This is a genomic window from Mycetocola zhujimingii (genome assembly GCF_003065425.1).
In the GTDB taxonomy this organism is placed as follows: domain Bacteria; phylum Actinomycetota; class Actinomycetes; order Actinomycetales; family Microbacteriaceae; genus Mycetocola_A; species Mycetocola_A zhujimingii.
Map to the genome: position 1 here is coordinate 2,536,486 of NZ_CP026949.1, position 19,131 is coordinate 2,555,616.

Sequence of the window (19,131 nt, forward strand, 5' to 3'; positions counted from 1 at the left end):
TTTATCCTACCGTCGGCTGTCGAGCCGAAAATTCGAGCCGGCCGCCAATCCTGGTCACCGTGAAGCCGGGAACATCGATCGCGCCCTGGCCTTTCCAGTCGGTGACGAGTGCGGCGATCGCGAGCGTGTGATTCCGTGACAACGACTGACCGAACTCGCTCGCAGCAACCGTCCGGATGATCCGGTGCCTGAGCGCGGGAGGGTTCGCTGCCAGCGCGGAGACGGAAACCGCGATGCCCGCCTCCGCGGGTTCGCAGATCTCCTCGATGAACTCGTCGATCATCGCATCGAACGCCTCCGTGTCTTCCCGCAGTTGCTCAGCTGTCCGGGCAAGCGCCTCAGCGATGCCGGGGCCGAGTTCCTTCTCGAGCACGGGCAACACCGTCTCGCGCACTCGCACCCGCGTGTACGACGGGTCGCTGTTGTGCGGGTCGGTCCACGGTTCGAGTCCTTCTGCGGCACACGCAGCGTGCGTTGCCGCACGCCGAACCCCGAGAAGCGGGCGGAGGTAGTGCCCACTGACGGGCGCCATCCCCATCAAACTTCCCGACCCGGACCCGCGCGCCAGCCCGAGCAGAACGGTTTCGGCCTGGTCGTCGAGGGTGTGGCCGAGCAGAAGAGCGGATGCTCCGGTGTCGGTGAGCGCGGCGTCGAACGCCGCGTAGCGGGCGGTTCGGGCTGCGGCCTCTGGTCCGCCGCGACCGTCCACGCCCACCCGGATCACCATCACCGGCTCCAGGGCGAGCGCCCGCGCCTGGTCCGCCGCGCGCGCCGCAACATCCGCCGATCCATCCTGCAGACCGTGATCGACGATCACGGCGCCCGCACGGATCCCCTGTTTCGGTGCTTCGAAGGCCGTCGCGGCGGCAAGGGCCAGCGAGTCAGGCCCACCGCTCAGTGCGACGAGCACCGCCTCACCCTCGCGGACGGTTCCGGCGAGCGACTGGCGCACGGCGAGGCGCACATCGGCGACCGCTTTGTCGAGCGGTTCACGGCGGAATTTGCTGTTTGTGGGCATCAAGTAACGTTATTCCAGACTTTGACACAAGGGAGAACACACTTATGGCCGATTACGACGTCGTCGTAGAAATCCCCAAGGGCAGCCGCAACAAGTACGAGGTCGACCACGAAACTGGTCGCGTCTACCTGGACCGCGTTCTGTTCACCGCTTTCACCTACCCCGTTGACTACGGCTACTTCGAGAACACGCTCGGCCTCGACGGCGACCCCGTTGACGCTCTCGTGCTGCTCGAGTACCCGGTCTTCCCCGGCGTCGGCATCAAGGTTCGTCCCGTCGGCGTGCTCAACATGAGCGACGAAGCTGGCTCGGACGCCAAGGTCGTCTGCGTCCAGTACAAGGACCCGCGCTGGGCTCACATCCAGGACATCACCGATGTCCCGGAGCAGACCCGCAAGGAACTCGAGCACTTCTTCGCTCGCTACAAGGACCTCGAGCCCAACAAGTGGGTCAAGATCGAGGGCTGGGGCGACGCTGCAGAAGCTGAAGCAATCGTCGAGGCTGGATTCGTGAAGCTCCGCGAAGAAGGCGGCCACTAGGCATCCGCTTCGTGACGAAACCCCGCATCCGGATCCGGATGCGGGGTTTTTCGTTTGAGGCCCGGAATTCCGCGGTTTTTGCTGCCGGCTAGCGCTCGTTTTGCAAAAACGTGTGTGAGCACCGTATGCTTACTTCTCGGTAGTTACAGAGCCCCTCAAAGGCTCGCGGCCCCATCGTTTAGTGGCCTAGGACGCCGCCCTTTCACGGCGGTAGCACGGGTTCGAATCCCGTTGGGGTCACAATAACTACTACACTGAATACAAGTAAAAAAGTAAGGCCCTGTAGCGCAGTTGGTTAGCGTGCCGCCCTGTCACGGCGGAGGTCGCGGGTTCAAGTCCCGTCAGGGTCGCTGAAGTGAAGAGCCCTTCCGAAAGGAAGGGTTTTTCACCTTCCAGCGGCAGAAACGCCGTTGGGCTCTGTAGCTCAGTTGGTAGAGCGCACGACTGAAAATCGTGAGGTCACGGGATCGACGCCCGTCGGAGCCACTGAAATCCTCGTAAGGCTTCTACTTGCGGGGATTTCTTCATTTAACCGCCGAGCGCACCACTTCCGGTCGAACACACCGGTTGCGCCGGATGTTCTCGACCGCAACTGATGCTTTCGCTGGAGCGAGGTCGCGCTGGCCCTGTCCGCCGAGCTACCCCTCCGTCCGGCCCGAGATATCGACGAGGTTCGCCTCGACGCCGGCCAGGAACTGTGCCCCGAGCGCGGTCAGCGACAGTTCCTTGAGTTTGGCGCCGGTTCGAGGGGCCGCAACCTCCGAACTGTGCAGAAGGCCTGAGTCCTGAAGCCGCTTCAGGGTCCGATACAGGCTGCGTTCGGTAATCGACCAGCCGGTACGCGAAGAAACCTGGGCCGCTATCGCGGCAATCGTCACCGGCTGAAGGTCATCCACCACGCGAAGGATCACCGGCGTCAGCATCGACTTCTTGTAGGTCTCCACCCACGATTCGACCCGACCATCCGCCCATTCCTGTTCTTCGCTGGGGCGCGTCACGGTCAGTCTTCCCAGCCGCGGCCGAGCACCGCGCCGGTGAGGTGAACGAACAGCCCGATCCCCCAGGCCGCGCTCATCACGAGGGTCGCGCCAAACCAGGGGGTCGCCAGAAGCTCAGCGGCCGGGGAGTCGACGGAGATCGCCCGAATCACCGCGTGCACGTTGAATGATGTCGTCACAGCGAGAAAAGCGATGGCGTGAGCGATCGCGATGCCAAAGCGGATCTTCGCGAGGGTGCGGTAATTGCGCCACATCCACGCACCGACTGCGACGGCGACGACAGCGGTGAGAGTCCCGGCGAGGATGCCGACCTCTCCCCCGGTCAGGGCGATGACCATCTGGATGAGCACCACTGCAGCAACCAGGACGAGCAGGTATGGCAGGAGTACCGAACGGGCGTTGACGGTGGCCGGAGCGAGCGTTTGTGTGTTCATGAAGGCACTGTACCAATGGAACACTACCGGCGGTAGTATTCATCAGAAAATTCTCGCGGCGCTGGGCGAGCGCATCATTTCCGGCCCAGAACACCAGTTTCGCGGGATGCTCTCGACCGGAAGTGATCCACTCGACGTGGCCGGCGGGCATCCGAGGCACGGAAAGCGCCCAACCGCGACCAACGCATATACACACTGGGGCCCCGCGATGTGCGGGGCCCCAGTGCACTGGTGCGTGGCTCTAACCCACCGCGACCGCGATCTCGTTCGGCGTCCCGGAGAGCTCGCTCGAAGCAATGATCTCGCCGGTCTCCAGATTCACGGCGTGCAGGGAATCGGTCGCCGGTTCGGTGACGTACGCGATGTTCCCGTTCACGGTGATGGCCGGGTGCGCATCCTGCCATTCGGCCGGTCCCTCCCACGGCTCCACCACCGGGTACGCGGCCGTTATTTCCCCGGTGTTCTCGTCGAGCACGTGGATGTTTCCATCGCTCGCGAGGACGTAGACGTCGTCTCCGGGGCCACGCGCAACATCCCTGAACGTGTAGCTCACGCCAGCGGGCAGGTCGATGACCGCGAGGGTTTTCGCTTCAGTGTCAATGATCGCCAGCTCGGTGAGGAGGTACCCTTCCGAATCGGGGTTCGAGTTGTAGTCTCCCACCGCGATCGGGCTCGTCTCTGTGACGTAGGCGTTTCCCATCCGTCCGTATGCGTCTGGTGCCGGAATCTTCGTGATGGTTCCGTTGTCGTAGGCAAGCACACCGTCACTGCAACCGAAAACGACGACCTCGTTCGCCGCGGTCCCCTCACCGTGCACAGACGGGCACTCGTCGCTTGCCGCGATCTCCTCCCGATTGGAGTCGAGCACACGGATGCCTGTGCGGCTTTCCGAGTCCCCCACCGTTGTCAGCAGCGTGCCATCCTCCAGCTCGATCGACACACCGTGGTGTGCCTCCGGCGCCGGTACCACCTCGGTTTCGGGCAGTTCGCCATCGAGGGCCAGGAGGTCATCGGCCTCGAAGATCATCGTGTCACCGGTGCCGTCAGCGAAGAGGACCGTCTTGCCTCCGTGCTTGACCACGTGACCGGCCGCATCCGCTTCGAAAATCAGGTCGGTGAGCTGAGGTTCGGCAACAAAGCTCGCGCCGTCAACTGTCCACGTTCCCGCGTCGAGGATCTGGAACCCGTCCGGGACGGTAACGAGAACATGTCGCCCATCACCGGCTGAATTCACCCGGGTGAAGCCTTCGATGGGAAGGTCGGCGACCTCCTCGAGCGTTTCACCGTCAAGAACGAGGATGCCGCCGTCATAGGTGACTGTGACGCGGGGCACCGGCGCGTCGAGCGCGTCCGCGCCGGAACCTGAGGTGCCAGCGGGGACAGGCGGCGCGCAAGCGGTCGCGAGCAGCGCGGTGCCGAGCACAGCAACGGATGCCCCAAACAGGCGGTGGTGTCGTGATTTCATGGTTTCTTTCTGGGAAGTGGGTCTCGGTCAGGAGAGCCCGGTGACGATGCGTTCGGTATTGACGCGCATCATGGTCAGGTAGTCGCTTGCGCCCTCGCCAGGCGCCGTGAGCGACTCGGTGTAGAGCTCGACGACGGAGACGTGCACCCCGGCCTCGTCGGCGAGCACGCGAACCAGCCGGTCCGGTTGGGACGACTCGGCAAAGATTGTCGACACGCCGGATTCGTCGAGAGCGGCGACGAGGTCACGGAGGTCAGACGCGCTCGGCGCCGCGAGGGTCGTCCCGCCCGGGATGATCGCGCCAATGACCCGGAAATCGAACCGCTCGGCGAGGTATCCGAAGACGTGATGGTTGGTGACCAGCGCCCGCTGCTCGGCAGGAATGGCGGTGAACGCGGCGGTCATGGCCTCATCGAGCTCTCCGAGCTCCGCGAGGTAGCGGGCGGAGTTTCCCGCGATCACATCGGAATCGACGCCATCGATCGTCGAGACGGCCGCCTCGATCGCCAGGACAACCTCGACCATGCGAGCCGGGTCGGTCCAGAAGTGCGCGTCTGGCATGCCCGCAGCATCCCCGTCGGCGTAGTTGAGAACGTCGATGTGATCCCCGGCGACGACGGAGGGGACGCCATCCGCCGACGCGGTGTCGAGGTGTTGTTGCAGTCCTTCCTCGAGCCCGAGCCCGTTCGACACGAGCAGCTCTGCGTTGTGCAACCGCGACGCCTCCTGCGCCGAAATCTCGAAGGAGTGCGGGTCGGCGTTCGGTTTCATGAGGGTGAGCACGTCGAGTTCGTTGCCCACGATGTTCGACACCACATCACCGAGGATGTTGGTGGTCGCGACGACGAGCGGCCGCTCGGCTGCGACGGGGCTGCACCCCGCCGCCGTGAGGACAACGACAACGGCACTCACCGCGCCCAGCAGGATTCTGACCATCCGTCAGCGCCCCGTCTCTGCAAAGAACAGCGGGATGTTACCCGTGGCGAACGTGCGCGCGACTCGTGCCGAGTCAGCGAAGTCGATCTCGAACAGGGCCCGTTCTGCCGGCGCATTGAGGTACACCCGCTGAGCGTCGGCAACGAGGTCGACACCACCGAGGAGGTCAGGGGTGAGGAGAGTTTCAGGCAGGAGCGGTTCAGTGGTGGCGAGTACGGCACCGTCGTCAGCGGACAAGACAGTGACCCGGCCATCGATAGTGAGCCCGATGATGTGGCCGGCCGCGTCATCAACGGCGGTGACCTGGCGCAAGGGCACCTCTGTCTGAAGCAGTGTGAGTGCACGCTGCCTGGAATCGAGCAGCCACACGCCGGCGTCGCCAGCGAGCCCGGCAACGATCGGCCGGCCTTTCCTCGCGGCGAACGATGTGGCCGGCGGCGCTGAGGACGCGGGGTAGTCGATGCGCTCGAAGCGGATGCCGTCTTCCGCCGTTGTCGCGAGCAGCACACCATCGGCGCAGGGATAGGCGACCCCGACCGACGTGGTGATCGGCAACCCGGCGCCGGTGCAATCGGCCTCGTTGGTGACCGACGCGTCGAGGCCAAGGACCTGCACGGCAGATGGTTTCCCGGCATCCGCTGTAGTCACGAGAGTGGACTCACCGCGCTGGACGATCGAGCCGTCGTGGGGAACGCTGTTGTGACGGACAGTTTCCACAATGTCCCCCTCTCCGAGCGCGGCGTTGTCGAGCATCACTCCGACCCCGGACTCAGGGAAGAAGATTCCTGTTGCGCTGCTGCCCGCGCTGACCGTTGCCGGCCCCGTTTCCTGGATCGAGCCGACGATGCGAGAGCTGGCCCGGTAGTAATGGAAGTGGTCCCCGTGACTTTGCGTCCACATGCCGCTGTCGACGATGGTGACAAGACCCGCCGCGGCATCGGAGACAAACACAAACCGTCCGTCGGTCGCCGCATCGGTGGCTCCGTCGACGGTGCCGACCTCCGTCCACTCCTCGGTGGACAGGTCCAGCTGGTTCACTGCGTCATCCGTTCCGAGCGTGAGGAGGTGCAGCGGGGGCTCCTGCACCTCCTCGGCGCCGGCAACGTACCCGTGCCCGTCGCCGAGGGCGCTGGTCGAGGACGCTTCGGGCGTCGGCTCAGGTGGGGAGCACGCGGTGAGCGCAAACGTACAGAGGACGAGCACGGGAACGGCACGCAAGTTACGAGGAAACAAGAGTCGCTTTCGGTGAGGGGTCGACAACGGCGGAAGCGGGGCTGCGCCTGAGAGCGGAAAGAGCGGATCGCAGGACTGCCGATGCGGCCGCCGTCAGAACGGCTGTGGCGGCGATCGAGGCGCCGGCGGCCGTTCCGGTATGCCAGGAGAGGAGCAAACCCGCGGCGACAGCGGTGACGCCGAACACCGCGCCGAGCATCATCGTTGGCACAATCCGCGTTACCCATCGCCCGGCGGCGACGGCGGGTGCGAGCAAAAGCCCGACGACGAGCAGGGAACCGACCGCCCGGTAGGACGCGACAACCGCAATGGTGACGAGTCCAACGAGCATCGCCTGAGCGAGTGCGGGCCGCAGGCCGAGCATCCGCGCGACCCGCTCGTCGAAGGCGAGCGCGACGAACGCACGGTGAAAGAGAGCGGCAACGCCGAGAGTGACCGCAAGCGCGAGAGCGAGCGTGATGATGTCAGCCTCCGAGATCGCGAGCACGTCGCCGAACAACACGGCCGTCGCGTCGGTGGCGAAGCTGCCCGAGTGAGAGATGACGATGACGCCGAGAGCGAGCATCGCGACGAAGAGCAGTCCGATACTCGTGTCGTGCGACAGCCGACCATGGCGACGGATCAGACCGATCCCCGCACTCATCGCGACGGCACTGAGCGCGGCTCCCGCCATGACGGGTGCTCCGATCAGCGTCGCAAGGGCGACACCAGGGAGCATCCCATGCGCCATCGCCTCGCCCAGGAATGCCATTCCACGAAGCACAACCCAGACGCCGACGACGGCGCAGATCAGCGCAACGAGCGTGCCGCCGACGAGGGCTCGCTGCATGAACTCGACGGAGAAGGGATCGGTGAGCCAGGACATGGTTCGAAACCATAGCGTTAACGATAACGATTATCAATTGCTATTGTGGGGACGTGTCATTAGCCCCTCCCATCGCAACCCTCTCCGCTGGCCGCATCGATCGCGCAGGCAGGAGCATCCTGCACGACGTCGGCTTGACCATCCCCGCCAGCTCACTGACGGTGGTCACCGGCGCGAACGGGAGCGGCAAATCAACACTGCTCCTGGCGCTGGCCGGGTTGCACCCGCTCAGCAATGGCACGCTCACGATTGCCGACGGTGCGCGACGAGCGCTGGTGCTACAGCGCAGCGCCGTGACAGACGCGCTCCCGCTCACCGTTGCAAATGTCGTCGCGATGGGGCGCTGGTTCCCCTCGCGCCAGCGGGATCGCCGGCGCGACTGCCTCATCATCGCTGAGAGCGTGAGCGCCGTCGGTCTGCGCGGACTCGAGAAGGCCTCACTGAGCACGCTGTCAGGCGGTCAGCGCCAACGCGCCCTTCTCGCCCAGGGCCTCGCTCAACGCGCAGAGATCCTGCTCCTCGACGAGCCAGCGGCCAGCCTGGACCAGGATGGAAATGCCCTGCTTGCCCGCTGCATCGAGCGCGAACGCGCCCGCGGGGTCGCCGTCGTGCTCGTGACCCACGACCCGGTCGACGGGCTCAACGCGACTCAGCGCCTCCACGTCTCAGCAGGGCACGTCGCTCGCGTCGCGTAACTGCAGCGCTCAAGCTGAACGGCGGAGGACCCCAAGGCGCCGCGACGCGAGATACGCGAGTTCAGCGAGACGCAATTCGGCCCCGTCGACCACAAACATGAGCATTCCTCACCCCTACTACTGGGGGCAGGGCTCGCGCTCCCTACACCGCTACTGTCAATAGCGGAGCAAACATGAGAGAACCTCGTGTTTAACGGAATGTGAATTTTCTGCTCAGGGAGGCGGGCTCGCGCCCCCGTTCAGTTGTATCCGACGAGCACAGAGGAGAGGGGAACTGATGCGCTTAAGCACCATACGCCCGTCGACTCAGGATTCTCCTCTGCCAACCGAACGCGGCCTGTCGTGACCGAAGTCAAATCGCGTCCCGTCCTTTCAGGCCTTGCCCGCCCTCGGCTACGTCGGAGGATCACCACCGCCGCGCGCGACCACGCGCTCAGCCAGGCGTCCGAGCGAGTGTGGGCACGCAACTACCGGATACGCCTGCGTCTGACCGACGTCGCAACGATCATTCTCGCGGTCACCCTCGCGTTCTCGCTTCGATTCGGTATCGAGGCGATACCGGCAAGCACCCGGATCAACGACGGGCAATATCTGGTGATTTCCGCCACCATTGTGGTCTCCTGGCTCATCGCTCTCGTCGCGTTCGGCGTCCACGACTCTCGCGTCATCGGCGTTGGCACCAGCGAATACAAACGCATCGTCAACGCCAGCGCCACCGCTTTCGGGCTCTTTGCCATCGCCCTGGTCATCCTCAAGGTGGACATTGCTCGCGGATACTTCATGCTCGCGCTCCCCCTCGGAACGGTGAGCCTCCTCGGCGCCCACTGGCTCTGGCGCCGCTGGCTGGTCGCGCAACGAAGCCTCGACCACTACCTCTGTCGTGCACTCGTGGTTGGCGACCTTGACGACGTTGGCTACGTGATCCGGCAGATTCAACAAAAGTCGGGGGCCGCATACAACGTGGTTGGCGCGGTCGTGTCAAACACTGACGCCCCCACAGTGGCGACCGGTCAAAAGCCCGTTCCCGTGCTCGCGACCACCAATGTCGCGCAAGCCGCACGCAACGCTGGAGCCGACACCGTGATCATCGCCGGCCAGCCCAAAGGGGGCGCGAACTTCATTCGCAACCTGGGCTGGCAACTCGAAGGAACGGCAACTGATTTGGTGCTCGCTTCCCAATTGACGGATGTTGCTGGCCCGCGAATTCATTTCCGACCGGTGGAGGGGCTCCCGCTCATTCACGTTGAGATTCCGCAGTTCGAGGGCGGCAAGCATGTTCTCAAGCGTGCGTTCGACGTCGGCTCAACGGCCGCCGGGATCATCGTTCTCGCTCCGCTGTTTCTCATCATCGCTCTCCTCATCAAGCTCGACGACGGCGGGCCGGTGTTCTTCACCCAGGAGCGTGTCGGCCGTGGCCAACGCACGTTCCGGATGGTGAAGTTCCGCTCGATGGTGACCACCGCTGAGAGCGATCTGGCTGCCCTGACCCACGAAAACCAGGGCAACGGCGTGTTGTTCAAGCTCAAGCACGACCCGCGGGTCACAACGGTCGGCCGCTTCCTTCGGAAATACTCACTCGACGAGCTGCCGCAGCTCTGGAATGTGTTCCTCGGCGACATGAGCCTGGTCGGTCCCCGCCCGCCACTCCCGCGCGAGGTCGCGGCATACGAAGACCACGTTCACCGCCGGTTGTACATCAAACCAGGGCTCACCGGCATGTGGCAGGTCAACGGGCGAAGCGACCTGAGCTGGGACGAGAGTGTCCGGCTGGACCTCTATTACGTGGAGAACTGGTCGCTCACCGGCGACCTGATCATTGTCTGGCGCACCGTCAAGGTGCTCCTCAATCCTGTGGGCGCTTACTGACATGACCTGTGAACATCCCATGAAAGGAAAACGATGACCGACAGAATCGGGTACGCGGGCGGCGCCTTCGACCTCTTCCACATCGGCCACCTCAACATTCTCCGCCACGCAAAGAGCCAGTGCGACTACCTGGTCGCAGGGGTTGTTTCCGACGAAATGCTGCTCCAGAACAAGGGAATCACGCCGGTGGTCCCCCTGGTCGAACGCCTCGAGATCGTACGGAGTATCGACGTGGTCGATGAAGCGATAGCTGAGGTGCACACCGACAAGATCGACACCTGGCGAGACGTCGGGTTCAACGTGTACTTCAAGGGCGACGACTGGAAAGGGACCGAACGCGGTTTGCGGCTCGAAAAGGAATTCGGTGCACACGGTGTCGAGGTGGTCTATTTCCCCTACACCCTGTCGACCTCAAGCACGTCACTGCGTCGAGCGCTCGACACACTGGCCGGCATCTCGGTCGGCGACGACGTCGAACGCCGCTGACGGCTCTCTCGAAAAGGGCTTACCCCATGGCAAAAACCGCACTCATCACCGGAGTCACCGGCCAGGACGGCTCCTATCTGGCCTCGACCAGCGAGCTTTACGGGCTTGTCCAACAGATCCCGCAAACCGAATCAACACCATTTTACCCGCGCTCTCCCTATGGGGCAGCTGTCGTTCAACACCTCAATGCGGGACGGCGCACCGCGCGAATTACTCGACGTGTCGCGGCTCTCGGCTGGACCGCCGATATCAACCTTGCCGATGGCATCCGATCGACCTACGACTGGTTTCTTCCGAAGGGCGTTGACTACCGTGGTCGATAACTCGCACAGCCCTCGCGTCACAATTGTGGGTCTGAACTATTCCCCGGAGCCCACCGGAATAGCGCCATACACGACCGGACTTGCCGAGGGACTCGTCGCCCAGGGCCATGATGTTCGCGCGATCTCAAGCTTTCCGCACTACCCACAGTGGCAGGTGGCGGCGGGTTACCGAGGCAGCGCTCTGGAAGAAGTAGTCAACGGGGTCTCTCTCCTTCGTGTCCGTCACTACGTTCCCCGGACCCCGACGAGCGGCAAACGACTGCTGATGGAGATGCACTTCGGCCTTCGCGCTCTGTTTGCACCATGGAAATCACCCGACGTCGTGGTCCTGGTCAGCCCCGCTCTTTTTGCAACCCGATTGCTCCTGCTGCGGGCCCGAATCTCCCGGATCCCCGCCTGCGTATGGGTGCAGGATATTTACTCCCTCGGGGTCGCTGAAACAGGGTCTGGCGATCGAGCGGCACGACTCGTCGGGCTGGTCGAGCGCTCTGCCCTGAAGCAGGCCTCACGCACCGTCGTAATTCACGACCGCTTCAAGCGCTACCTGACTTCTGAGGCACTGCTCCCCGCCGATTCGATAGACGTCGTTCGAAACTGGTCGCACATCGACGATTCCGCCGTGCAGCGCGACGAAGCCATGCGCCGGCGGTTGGGCTGGGGGCCCGAGGACATTATCGTTCTGCACGCGGGGAACATGGGCGCGAAGCAGGGCCTGCACAACGTCGTGCGCGCGTCCCACCTCGCTGAAGAGCTCGATTCCAGGGTCCGGTTCGTCTTGCTCGGAGACGGAAACGCCCGTCAGCAGCTGGAGTCTGGGCCACAAAGCACGCATCTCCAATTTCTCGACCCGCTCCCCGACGGGCAGTTCGAAGTTGCCATCGCCTCGGCAGATATATTGCTGGTGAACGAACGCCCTGGGCTCACGGAAATGTCAGTTCCGAGCAAGCTGACGTCATATTTCGCCACTGGACTGCCCGTCATCGGCGCCGTCGACGAGGGAAGTATCACAGCCGAAGAGCTACGCGCTGGACATGCCGGGCCCATCGTTGACCCGAACCGGCCCATCGACCTCCTGCATGCTGCAGAAGCCCTGGCGGACGATCCCGAACGTGCGGCAGAGTACGGTGCGTCCGCGAGGGCATACCGGCGTGAAATGCTCTCCGCAGGAGCGGCTCTGACCAAGTTCGTGTCCGTGTTGGATGACGTCCTCCGCGGAGTGCAGTCACAGCCATCAGCCGAATACTCGACGACGGCTGGACCGGCTTAGCCTGTCATTCGACCCGCACTGCTGAGAACTCAACGGGAATGGGGTCCGCGTAGTTCTTGCACAACGAGAAGTACCCTCCCCGGTGTCGCGAATCATCGACTGCTACTACCCATGCGGGGTTGCCGCCCCGGCTCACAGTGATCCTCGCGCCGCTGATCGACACGACCAGATCGACCCATTCACCCACCGCCGGCGCGGGCGTAGGCACCGTCCCGAGCAGGGTTCCACGGGCAATGCCGCTCCTCCGCTCGTACAGATCAAGCCTTCCATTGGCGCGCAGGATGGCGTGATAGCCGCTGACCCTGGACGAGATACCGACTCGATAGGGATCGTCGCTTGCAAGGCCGAAAGACAGGCCAGCGTGCTTGCTTGAAGCGGGCGTACTATCGGGCCAGCGCAGTCGGAAGGAAATACGACAGTCCCGGGTGTCGACCGGCGCAAACGAGCCCATGTGGTAGCTCTCAATGGTGGGATATGCGAGGACAACCGATCCGGAATCCGGGATGAGCTGTGGCTGGTTTTTCCAGCCCAGATCTGTGGTCCACGGCAAGTCACCGGGCGCTCGCACACCGCTGGCGAACGAATCGGTCACTGCTGGCAACGTGGAACCCATGACGTAAGGGATGTTCGAGCACATCATTCCGACGACGCCAAGCTTCAATAACCGGTCCCGCATCGAGCGCCGGTGCACCTCCCAAGCGATCACGGGCTTTCCTCGTGCAACGAGTCGTGAAATGGCAGCGTCTGTGGCCGAGTGGTGAATCCCGAGGTAGTCAAACCCGTCGAGCATCTCCGTCGTCAGGGCGAGATCAGAGGTCACATATCCCCAGGTCTTATAGCCGCGCTTTCGAGCCAGTTGGTGCTGCTTGGCCCCCGCCCATTGTTTCCACACGAAGTGCTCTGTGGCGTCCGGGTAAGAATCCATGAGGGCGAGCAGAGCGGTCGTGTTACGCCCGGTTTTGTCCTCGATGAAAATGACGTGCTCGGCCGCGAGGTCGTCAAGCACATCGGAGAGGCGCGGTATTGGCTCGAGCGAAGCGAGGGGGCCGAGCCATCGCCGTGCGTCATTTCGTTGAGCCTGCAACTCGCTCCATGACATTTCGGCGATATCCCTATCGACCCCCGTCATCCTGCGGATGTTCTTATCATGGTGACAAACCAGCACGCCATCTGCTGTCGCGTTCACGGAGATTTCGATCGCCTGTGCACCCGCAGCAGCAGCGTTGCTGTACGCCAGAGCTGTGTGCTCGGGCCAGTTGTCGCCGGATCCGCGGTGGGCAATATAGAACGGCGCCGCCAGTGCGAAGAGTTCAGAGACCGCCCGCACCGTCGATGCGGGAGCCGCTCCGACCAGCTGGTAGTTCGTTGGGCTGCTGCGCTGCGAGCAGGAGGCCAGAAAGAGGACCGCCGCTCCGCCCACGAGGAATTGTCGCCGATCAAACCGGGCTCGAATCAATGACTCGCTCATGCGTTCGGCGTGTAGGTCAAGGTGATCATGGGACGATAGCTCGCCGTTCCCGACTCGGTCGACCACAGACGCACGTTATCGCTGCCGTTGCCTGTGAATCGAGCCGATACCGTTTGTCCGAGCAGCGAACCGAGGGTCTCGATCGAGAGCGCCCCGACGTACTGAGTGTTGGTCGCGGTCATTGGACCCATCGTTCCCATTGTTTGCGCGGATGTGGTCGGCCTGTTATTCCAGGTCAGACCTGCTTCTGTCCAACCGTCGGCGGCCGTTGAAAGCGTGAACGTGTCGATCGATCCTGCCGCAGGGTCGGTAGAGGTCCTGACCGTGAACGTGGCGCCGGTGAGTGTGTATCCGATGGGCGCGGTCGGAAGATCGAAATGCAGGAACGATTCGATCTGAGCTGTTCCCCCACCGCGCGCCGACAGTTGAGTATTTGAACCATAGTTGGTCCCGCCGGCCGCTTGCACCACCATTGCGTCATCTGTCGCCGGCACCTGCACGGTGACGGCGGCAGGCGACGGGGGCGAGACGATTGCTGCGACCGCCGCAGATGGTGCGCTCAGATTTCCTGCTGCATCCGTGGCGTCAATTCGGTAGTACCAGGTGCCGGCCGACACGGGACTGTCCGTAAAGGATGTCCCCGACGTTCCCGCGATCCTGCTGGTCGCATTAGCCGGGAAATCGCTCGTGGCTCCGCGGTAGATCGAGTATCCCGTGACCCCGACGCTATCCGTCGATGCGGACCAGCTGACGGTCACTGCCGACTGATTCACCGCCGTAGACACGCCAGTGGGAACGGAGGGCGCCGTCGTGTCAGGTTCCGGCCCCGTACCGGGCCGGAAGGTGAGAGTCAGTACCGGGCGGTATGAAACGTTGCTCGCTTCGCTCGACCAGAGCCGAAGGTTGTCACCACCACCGCTCGTCAGACGAAGCGATACGTTTTGACCGGTCAGCCCGGCGAGAGGTCCCGCTGCCAGGCTGGCGGTGTATACGGTGTTGGTCGCACTGGCGCCTGTGAGCGTCCCCATCGTCGGCCCACTTCCAGTCGGGCGGTTGTTCCAGGTGAGAGTGTCCTCCGCCCAACTCGACGCTGCCAGCGAGTATGTATGGGTATCGGTCGACCCAGCGGTCGCATCGGTCGATGTACGCGTGGTGATCGTCGCCTCGGAGAGAACCATTCCCGGCGGGGCAACCGGCAGGGGGAACTTGAGGAAGGACTCGAATGCAGAATTACTCGCCGCCCCTCGTGCGCTCAGCTGATTGTTCTGACCGTAGTTTGTCGCCGGGGAGGACTGATACACCATGGCATCTTCCGTCGGTGTCACCCTCATCACAATCGGATCGCTGACAGGCTGTCCCACCGTTGCAGCCGCTGCCTCACTCGGTGCGCTGACGTTTCCAGCCGCATCCACCGCCGTCACCCGGTAATAGTAGGTGCCGTTGGCCAGGTCTGGATCCGAATAAGACGTACCGGCGGAATCACCGATGCGGCTCGTGGCGTCAGCAGCGAAGCCGACGGTCGCACCCCGATACACGGTGTACCCGGTGACCGCGACGTTATCGCTCGAGGCTGACCAATCCACCTGAACGGTCGAGCCCTGATTCTGTGCAGTCACACCCACCGGTGCTGTCGGCGCGGAACTATCCACGATGACGATGGTCACAGGATTCGATGCACCTGACGCCGCGCTGACGTTACCGGCTGCGTCTGCCGCCGTCACCTTGTAGTAATAAGTACCGACCTCCAGCCCGGCGTCCACGTACCGGGTCTCGGTAGTCTCCGCGATCAGGGTGGACCCGTTGACCGCGAAGCCGCTCGTCGTTCCTCGGTGCACCGAATATCTGACCACTCCAACGTTGTCGGTCGATGCCTCCCACTCCACGGTGACACTGGTCTGGTCAGCTCCGGCGGACACGTCCGTTGGAGCCGTCGGTGCTGTCCTGTCCGGCGCCGCGATGACCACTTCGCCCGATGCTTCAGATGGTGCGGTCACATTGCCTGCGGCGTCAACCGCTGTCACCCGATAGAAGTAGCTTCCCGGCTGCAAGCCGGTATCGGTATAAGAAGTGCCAGTGAGCTCAGCAATCCGATTGGATGCGTTCGCCTCGAACCCGGCGTTGTTGCCGCGGTAAAGCGCGTACGTTGCCACGCCAACGTTGTCCGTAGAGGCGGTCCACGTTATTGTCGCGGAGGTCGCACCGGCGCTCGCGGTCACTCCCGATGGAACCGATGGCGCGATCGTGTCTGTCACCGTCACTGCAACAGCACTCGTTGGAGCACTCACATTGCCGCTGCCGTCTACCGCAACGATCCGATAGTAAGCGGTGCCGATCTCGGGATTGATTCCCGTCCAGCTGGTTTCGGTGACCTCATCCACGAAACTCGATGAATCTGCGGTGAAGTCTGCGGACTCGCCACGGTAGACGCGGTAGCTCTGCACTGCTGTGTCATCGCTCGCGGCATCCCAACTCAGCGTGACTGCACCATCCTCAAATCGTCCATCGACGTTTTCTGGCATCGCTGGCGCCGTGGAGTCATTGACTCCGAGAGCATGGTGGTTGGCAATTTCCTGCGCTGTGAGGGTGCGTGAGTAGAGCGCGGCTTCATCGATCGAGCCTGCAAAATAGAAGTTCGACGGCTGCGATGGCCAGCCATTGATATTTCCACCGCCGACTCTCCAGTACCCGGTGAACGACTGGTTCGACACCGTACCGTTCGAGTTGATCAGCGACCCGTCGACGTACAGCTTCATGCCGGTCGCATCCTGGACTCCAACCACATGGTGCCACGATCCATCGTTGTAGCTAATCGGACTCTCCACGTATGCGACTCCACCCGTGTAGACACCGAAGATCAGGGAGCCTGAGTTGGTCATATAGATCTGCTTGTCGTAGTCAGATCCATTTCCCGATTGCGTGTTCTCGAAGCCGATGAGCTTTCCACCGGACGTTGAACTCGTTCGGAACCACAGCTCGGCCGCGAAAGTTGAGGAAGACCCACCAGCCACCGTGGTGGCGACGAGACTCTCCGGCGCACCGTTCATCGTCACTGCGGAATTTCCTTCGACGATGCCACGCGAGCCTCTCTCAACTCCAGCGCCGTACACTCCCGGCGTTGAGCCGAAAGTCGAGGAGTCGCGAGCGGTAGTACCGTCACGCTCAGCGAGGCGCCAGTAGAAATCAGGATCACCCGCGTAGACCGCCTGGCCATAGGTGTCGTCGGGTGCGGGATTTACCGCCGCAGAGCCCCCGGCGAGCGTGTAGTGACTGAGCACTTGCTGGCGAGTCAAAGCACCGCCGTACACGGCTGTTTCGTCAATCTGTCCGCCAAAGAAGTCCGACGAGGGGCGGTCAGGCCAACCCGAAAGGTTGTCGCCACCGACCCGCCAGACTCCGTGATAGGACTGAGCGTTCGTCGTTCCGTTCTGACCCACGCGCAGGCCATCAACGTAGAGCGCCATTCCACCCGCCCCCTGGGTAGCAACGATATGGTGCCATCCGCCGTCGTTGTAGGCAGATGCACTCCGAATCGTCACCGCCGCCCCGGTATAGACACCGAACGTGAGCCGCCCGGAGTTGTCCATATAGATGTGCCGGTCATAGCTGCCGCTGTTGACGTTCTCACCTGAGTCTGTGCGCGGACGCCCATTGCCGTAGCCGATGATCTTCCCACCGGTGGTTGTAGTTGTCTTGATCCACGTCTCGATTGAGTACGTCGACGGCCCGGGGACATAGTTGTCTTCCCAGACATTGTCGTCGACATCGTCAAAGACCGCGGAGCCGGTCGTGTCCCCGGCGAATGCGCCATCCGCTGCACGTGCAACGCCGTTCTGGGCGATCCCGCTCATACCGTCGGTCCTCGTCGCAGTAGCGCTCTTGTCTTGAATCCATACCCCGGTTGTGCCGTCATACTGCCAGTACAGTTGAGCACCGTCAGCGCGGACCTGGGCCGGGTAGTCGTTTGAGGATGCCGTTGCGCGAGTGGTGACGGCCGCAGAGAGCCCACTGGTGTTTGTCCCGTCGGATGCCGTTACCCGGTACGAATACTGGGTGCCTGTGTTCACTGCCGTGTCAACGAATGTCACCTGCGGGCGCTTCCACCATTGCGAGTTTGCCGTTCCTTCCCACACGGGAGTGCTCGCGTTGTTGCGGTAGATCCGGTACGTCAGGACGCTGTCGTCTGAGTCCACAACTGCGCGGAAGCGTACCTGAATCGACCCGGAGCTGGTCGCTTGTGCGGAAGCAACCGGTGTAGGAGGGGCCCCTGTGTCAGCGGCGCTGAATCGGGTCAGACCCTGTTGAGCCGTGTTGTTGATTCTGGTGAATTCACCTCCCGACCACAAATATGGCTGGCCGGTTGAGTTCCCGTTCGAGATAACGAGGGCGCGAGGGCCGATCCCTTCGCCTGTGCCGTCGTTACCGAGCGGGTTCCAGCCAAGTAATTCGGCGGATTCCGCATTCTGCGCAGTGAAGTACGTCCGTTTACCGTCCTGGAAAGCGCGGTTGGATGAACAGTCGTGGGCGTGGTTAGCTGCGTAGACAGTTCCTCGATATTCAAGCAACGCCTGAGTAGCACCGAGGCAGGTATCGCGCCATTTTTGCTCGAGGGTGTTCCAGCTGATGGCGAAACGCCCGTCAAACACACCACCGCCGGTACCCTCGTTACCGCCGTAAAAGGTGTCCCCGCTGGAATACAGCGCCTTCGTCACCGATGTGCTTGGAATGAATCCCACCGGATAGTTGCGGACATTCGCTCCTGAGATCGCGTCGACCACGCCGATGGAGTGCGAGTCCTGACCGTTGACGAAGAAGAAGTCTCCGCCAACGGCTACCTTGGAACCGTCTGGCGAGACAGCCACCGCACGTCCGGTGAGTTCGGTGTTCGCCACCCACGGAAGCAACGCACCTGTCGTCGCATTCACCGCGGCGAAGCTCAGCCGTTCCTGCGCGGCCACGCTCTTAAACGCGCCCGCGAGATAAAGGGTATTGCCTTTCACCGCGAGGCCATAGACGACCGATGAAATGGCGCTTGTGCGCAAGGGGCGGACTGAACAGGAGTTCACGTCGATGGCGGCCACCCTGGCCACCGTGACACCCGACATGCTTGAGAAGTTGCCGCCAACATAGACGGTATTCCCGTCATCGGAGGTGACGATTGCGCGTATTGTCGGCGTTCCGCCGCTCAGCGCGACAGTGAACTGGCAGGGGTCAGGCGCACCAGTTTCAGCGTTGAACACCGCGAGTGCGTTCCGGGTTTGAGCCGTTCCGGAGCCGCCGGTCGGCGGGCGAATCTGGGAGAACGTTCCTCCGGCGATAACTTTGCCGTTCGATTGCCCCAATGCATAAACGACACCATTGGTTTGCCAGGTCGGAAGGTTTTCCGCGCTGAAGTGAACACCAGGAGACAGCGCCGACGCTGCCTGAGGTGACAACGACCCGACGATCAGTCCTGTTACTAGGGTGAGCACCGCAATGGTCCCGCCCAGAGCGCGTGAGCGCATGTTGTCCCCGTTCGGAAATCGACACGGCGCAAGGCCA

General features: G+C 62.9%; 14 protein-coding genes, 3 tRNA genes and 1 pseudogene. 9 read left to right on the forward strand and 9 right to left on the reverse strand.

The window, feature by feature from the left end; translation table 11 throughout:
• Position 1: 1 nt before the first annotated feature.
• Positions 2–1,018 (reverse strand): tRNA lysidine(34) synthetase TilS, encoded by a 1,017-nt coding sequence (gene tilS, locus C3E77_RS12125; RefSeq protein WP_108391866.1) that lies wholly within the window; start codon positions 1,016–1,018, stop codon positions 2–4.
• A 44-nt stretch (positions 1,019–1,062) separates the two neighbouring features.
• Here tilS and C3E77_RS12130 point away from each other — a divergent pair, with 44 nt between their 5' ends.
• The 4 genes from C3E77_RS12130 (at position 1,063) to C3E77_RS12145 (ending at position 2,043) form a co-directional block, all read left to right on the forward strand.
• Positions 1,063–1,557, forward strand: coding sequence for an inorganic diphosphatase (locus C3E77_RS12130; protein WP_108391867.1), 495 nt, complete (start codon positions 1,063–1,065; stop codon positions 1,555–1,557).
• Positions 1,558–1,724: 167 nt separating this feature from the next.
• A tRNA-Glu gene (locus tag C3E77_RS12135) sits at positions 1,725–1,797 on the forward strand.
• A 36-nt stretch (positions 1,798–1,833) separates the two neighbouring features.
• Positions 1,834–1,907: transfer RNA gene (locus tag C3E77_RS12140), tRNA-Asp, on the forward strand.
• A 63-nt stretch (positions 1,908–1,970) separates the two neighbouring features.
• Positions 1,971–2,043: transfer RNA gene (locus tag C3E77_RS12145), tRNA-Phe, on the forward strand.
• Between the two features lie 152 nt (positions 2,044–2,195).
• Here C3E77_RS12145 and C3E77_RS12150 read toward each other — a convergent pair.
• The 6 genes from C3E77_RS12150 to aztB all read right to left on the reverse strand — a co-directional run bounded on the left by C3E77_RS12150 (position 2,196) and on the right by aztB (position 7,488).
• The gene (locus tag C3E77_RS12150) at positions 2,196–2,555 is read right to left on the reverse strand and encodes a PadR family transcriptional regulator (protein ID WP_108391868.1); all 360 of its coding nucleotides are present in this window, start codon (positions 2,553–2,555) and stop codon (positions 2,196–2,198) included.
• 2 nt (positions 2,556–2,557) lie between these two features.
• A complete protein-coding gene (locus C3E77_RS12155; protein WP_108391869.1) occupies positions 2,558–2,989 on the reverse strand; it encodes a hypothetical protein in 432 nt (143 codons plus the stop codon).
• 241 nt (positions 2,990–3,230) lie between these two features.
• A complete protein-coding gene (gene aztD / locus C3E77_RS12160; protein WP_108391870.1) occupies positions 3,231–4,454 on the reverse strand; it encodes a zinc metallochaperone AztD in 1,224 nt (407 codons plus the stop codon).
• 27 nt (positions 4,455–4,481) lie between these two features.
• On the reverse strand, positions 4,482–5,390 hold the full coding sequence (aztC, locus tag C3E77_RS12165; RefSeq protein ID WP_108391871.1) for a zinc ABC transporter substrate-binding protein AztC: 909 nt from the start codon (positions 5,388–5,390) through the stop codon (positions 4,482–4,484).
• A gap of 3 nt (positions 5,391–5,393) precedes the next feature.
• A complete protein-coding gene (locus C3E77_RS12170) occupies positions 5,394–6,608 on the reverse strand; it encodes an ABC transporter (RefSeq protein WP_234031204.1) in 1,215 nt (404 codons plus the stop codon).
• Between the two features lies 1 nt (position 6,609).
• Complete coding sequence (gene aztB, locus C3E77_RS12175) at positions 6,610–7,488, reverse strand: zinc ABC transporter permease AztB (RefSeq protein WP_108391873.1); 879 nt, start codon at positions 7,486–7,488, stop codon at positions 6,610–6,612.
• A gap of 53 nt (positions 7,489–7,541) precedes the next feature.
• Between aztB and C3E77_RS12180 the strand changes: the two genes are divergently transcribed.
• The 5 genes and pseudogenes from C3E77_RS12180 (at position 7,542) to C3E77_RS12200 (ending at position 12,125) form a co-directional block, all read left to right on the forward strand.
• On the forward strand, positions 7,542–8,183 hold the full coding sequence (locus C3E77_RS12180) for an ATP-binding cassette domain-containing protein (RefSeq protein ID WP_162925000.1): 642 nt from the start codon (positions 7,542–7,544) through the stop codon (positions 8,181–8,183).
• Positions 8,184–8,525: 342 nt separating this feature from the next.
• Entirely contained in the window at positions 8,526–10,049 is a 1,524-nt protein-coding gene (locus C3E77_RS12185; protein WP_232528876.1) for a sugar transferase, read from the forward strand.
• Between the two features lie 33 nt (positions 10,050–10,082).
• Positions 10,083–10,535: an FAD synthase family protein gene (locus C3E77_RS12190; protein ID WP_108391875.1), complete on the forward strand. Its 453-nt coding sequence runs from the start codon at positions 10,083–10,085 to the stop codon at positions 10,533–10,535.
• A 26-nt stretch (positions 10,536–10,561) separates the two neighbouring features.
• Positions 10,562–10,711: pseudogene (locus C3E77_RS15835) on the forward strand (GDP-mannose 4,6-dehydratase); the annotation flags it as partial.
• Positions 10,712–10,847: 136 nt separating this feature from the next.
• A complete protein-coding gene (locus C3E77_RS12200; RefSeq protein ID WP_158270263.1) occupies positions 10,848–12,125 on the forward strand; it encodes a glycosyltransferase in 1,278 nt (425 codons plus the stop codon).
• 4 nt (positions 12,126–12,129) lie between these two features.
• Here C3E77_RS12200 and C3E77_RS12205 read toward each other — a convergent pair whose 3' ends face one another.
• Together C3E77_RS12205 and C3E77_RS12210 are read right to left on the reverse strand one after the other, a co-directional pair.
• Positions 12,130–13,659 (reverse strand): glycerophosphodiester phosphodiesterase, encoded by a 1,530-nt coding sequence (locus C3E77_RS12205; RefSeq protein ID WP_234031205.1) that lies wholly within the window; start codon positions 13,657–13,659, stop codon positions 12,130–12,132.
• Positions 13,590–19,094, reverse strand: a complete 5,505-nt coding sequence (locus C3E77_RS12210; RefSeq protein ID WP_108391878.1) for a CBM96 family carbohydrate-binding protein — start codon at positions 19,092–19,094, stop codon at positions 13,590–13,592. Before C3E77_RS12210 ends, C3E77_RS12205 begins: the two co-directional genes overlap by 70 nt.
• Between the last annotated feature and the right edge of the window lie 37 nt (positions 19,095–19,131).

Coding starts and splice junctions, on each gene's coding strand:
- tilS (WP_108391866.1), bottom strand. CDS start 1,018: ATGCCCACAAACAGCAAATTCCGCCGTGAACCGCTCGACAAAGCGGTC.
- C3E77_RS12130 (WP_108391867.1), top strand. CDS start 1,063: ATGGCCGATTACGACGTCGTCGTAGAAATCCCCAAGGGCAGCCGCAAC.
- C3E77_RS12155 (WP_108391869.1), bottom strand. CDS start 2,989: ATGAACACACAAACGCTCGCTCCGGCCACCGTCAACGCCCGTTCGGTA.
- aztD (WP_108391870.1), bottom strand. CDS start 4,454: ATGAAATCACGACACCACCGCCTGTTTGGGGCATCCGTTGCTGTGCTC.
- aztC (WP_108391871.1), bottom strand. CDS start 5,390: ATGGTCAGAATCCTGCTGGGCGCGGTGAGTGCCGTTGTCGTTGTCCTC.
- aztB (WP_108391873.1), bottom strand. CDS start 7,488: ATGTCCTGGCTCACCGATCCCTTCTCCGTCGAGTTCATGCAGCGAGCC.
- C3E77_RS12190 (WP_108391875.1), top strand. CDS start 10,083: ATGACCGACAGAATCGGGTACGCGGGCGGCGCCTTCGACCTCTTCCAC.
- C3E77_RS12210 (WP_108391878.1), bottom strand. CDS start 19,094: ATGCGCTCACGCGCTCTGGGCGGGACCATTGCGGTGCTCACCCTAGTA.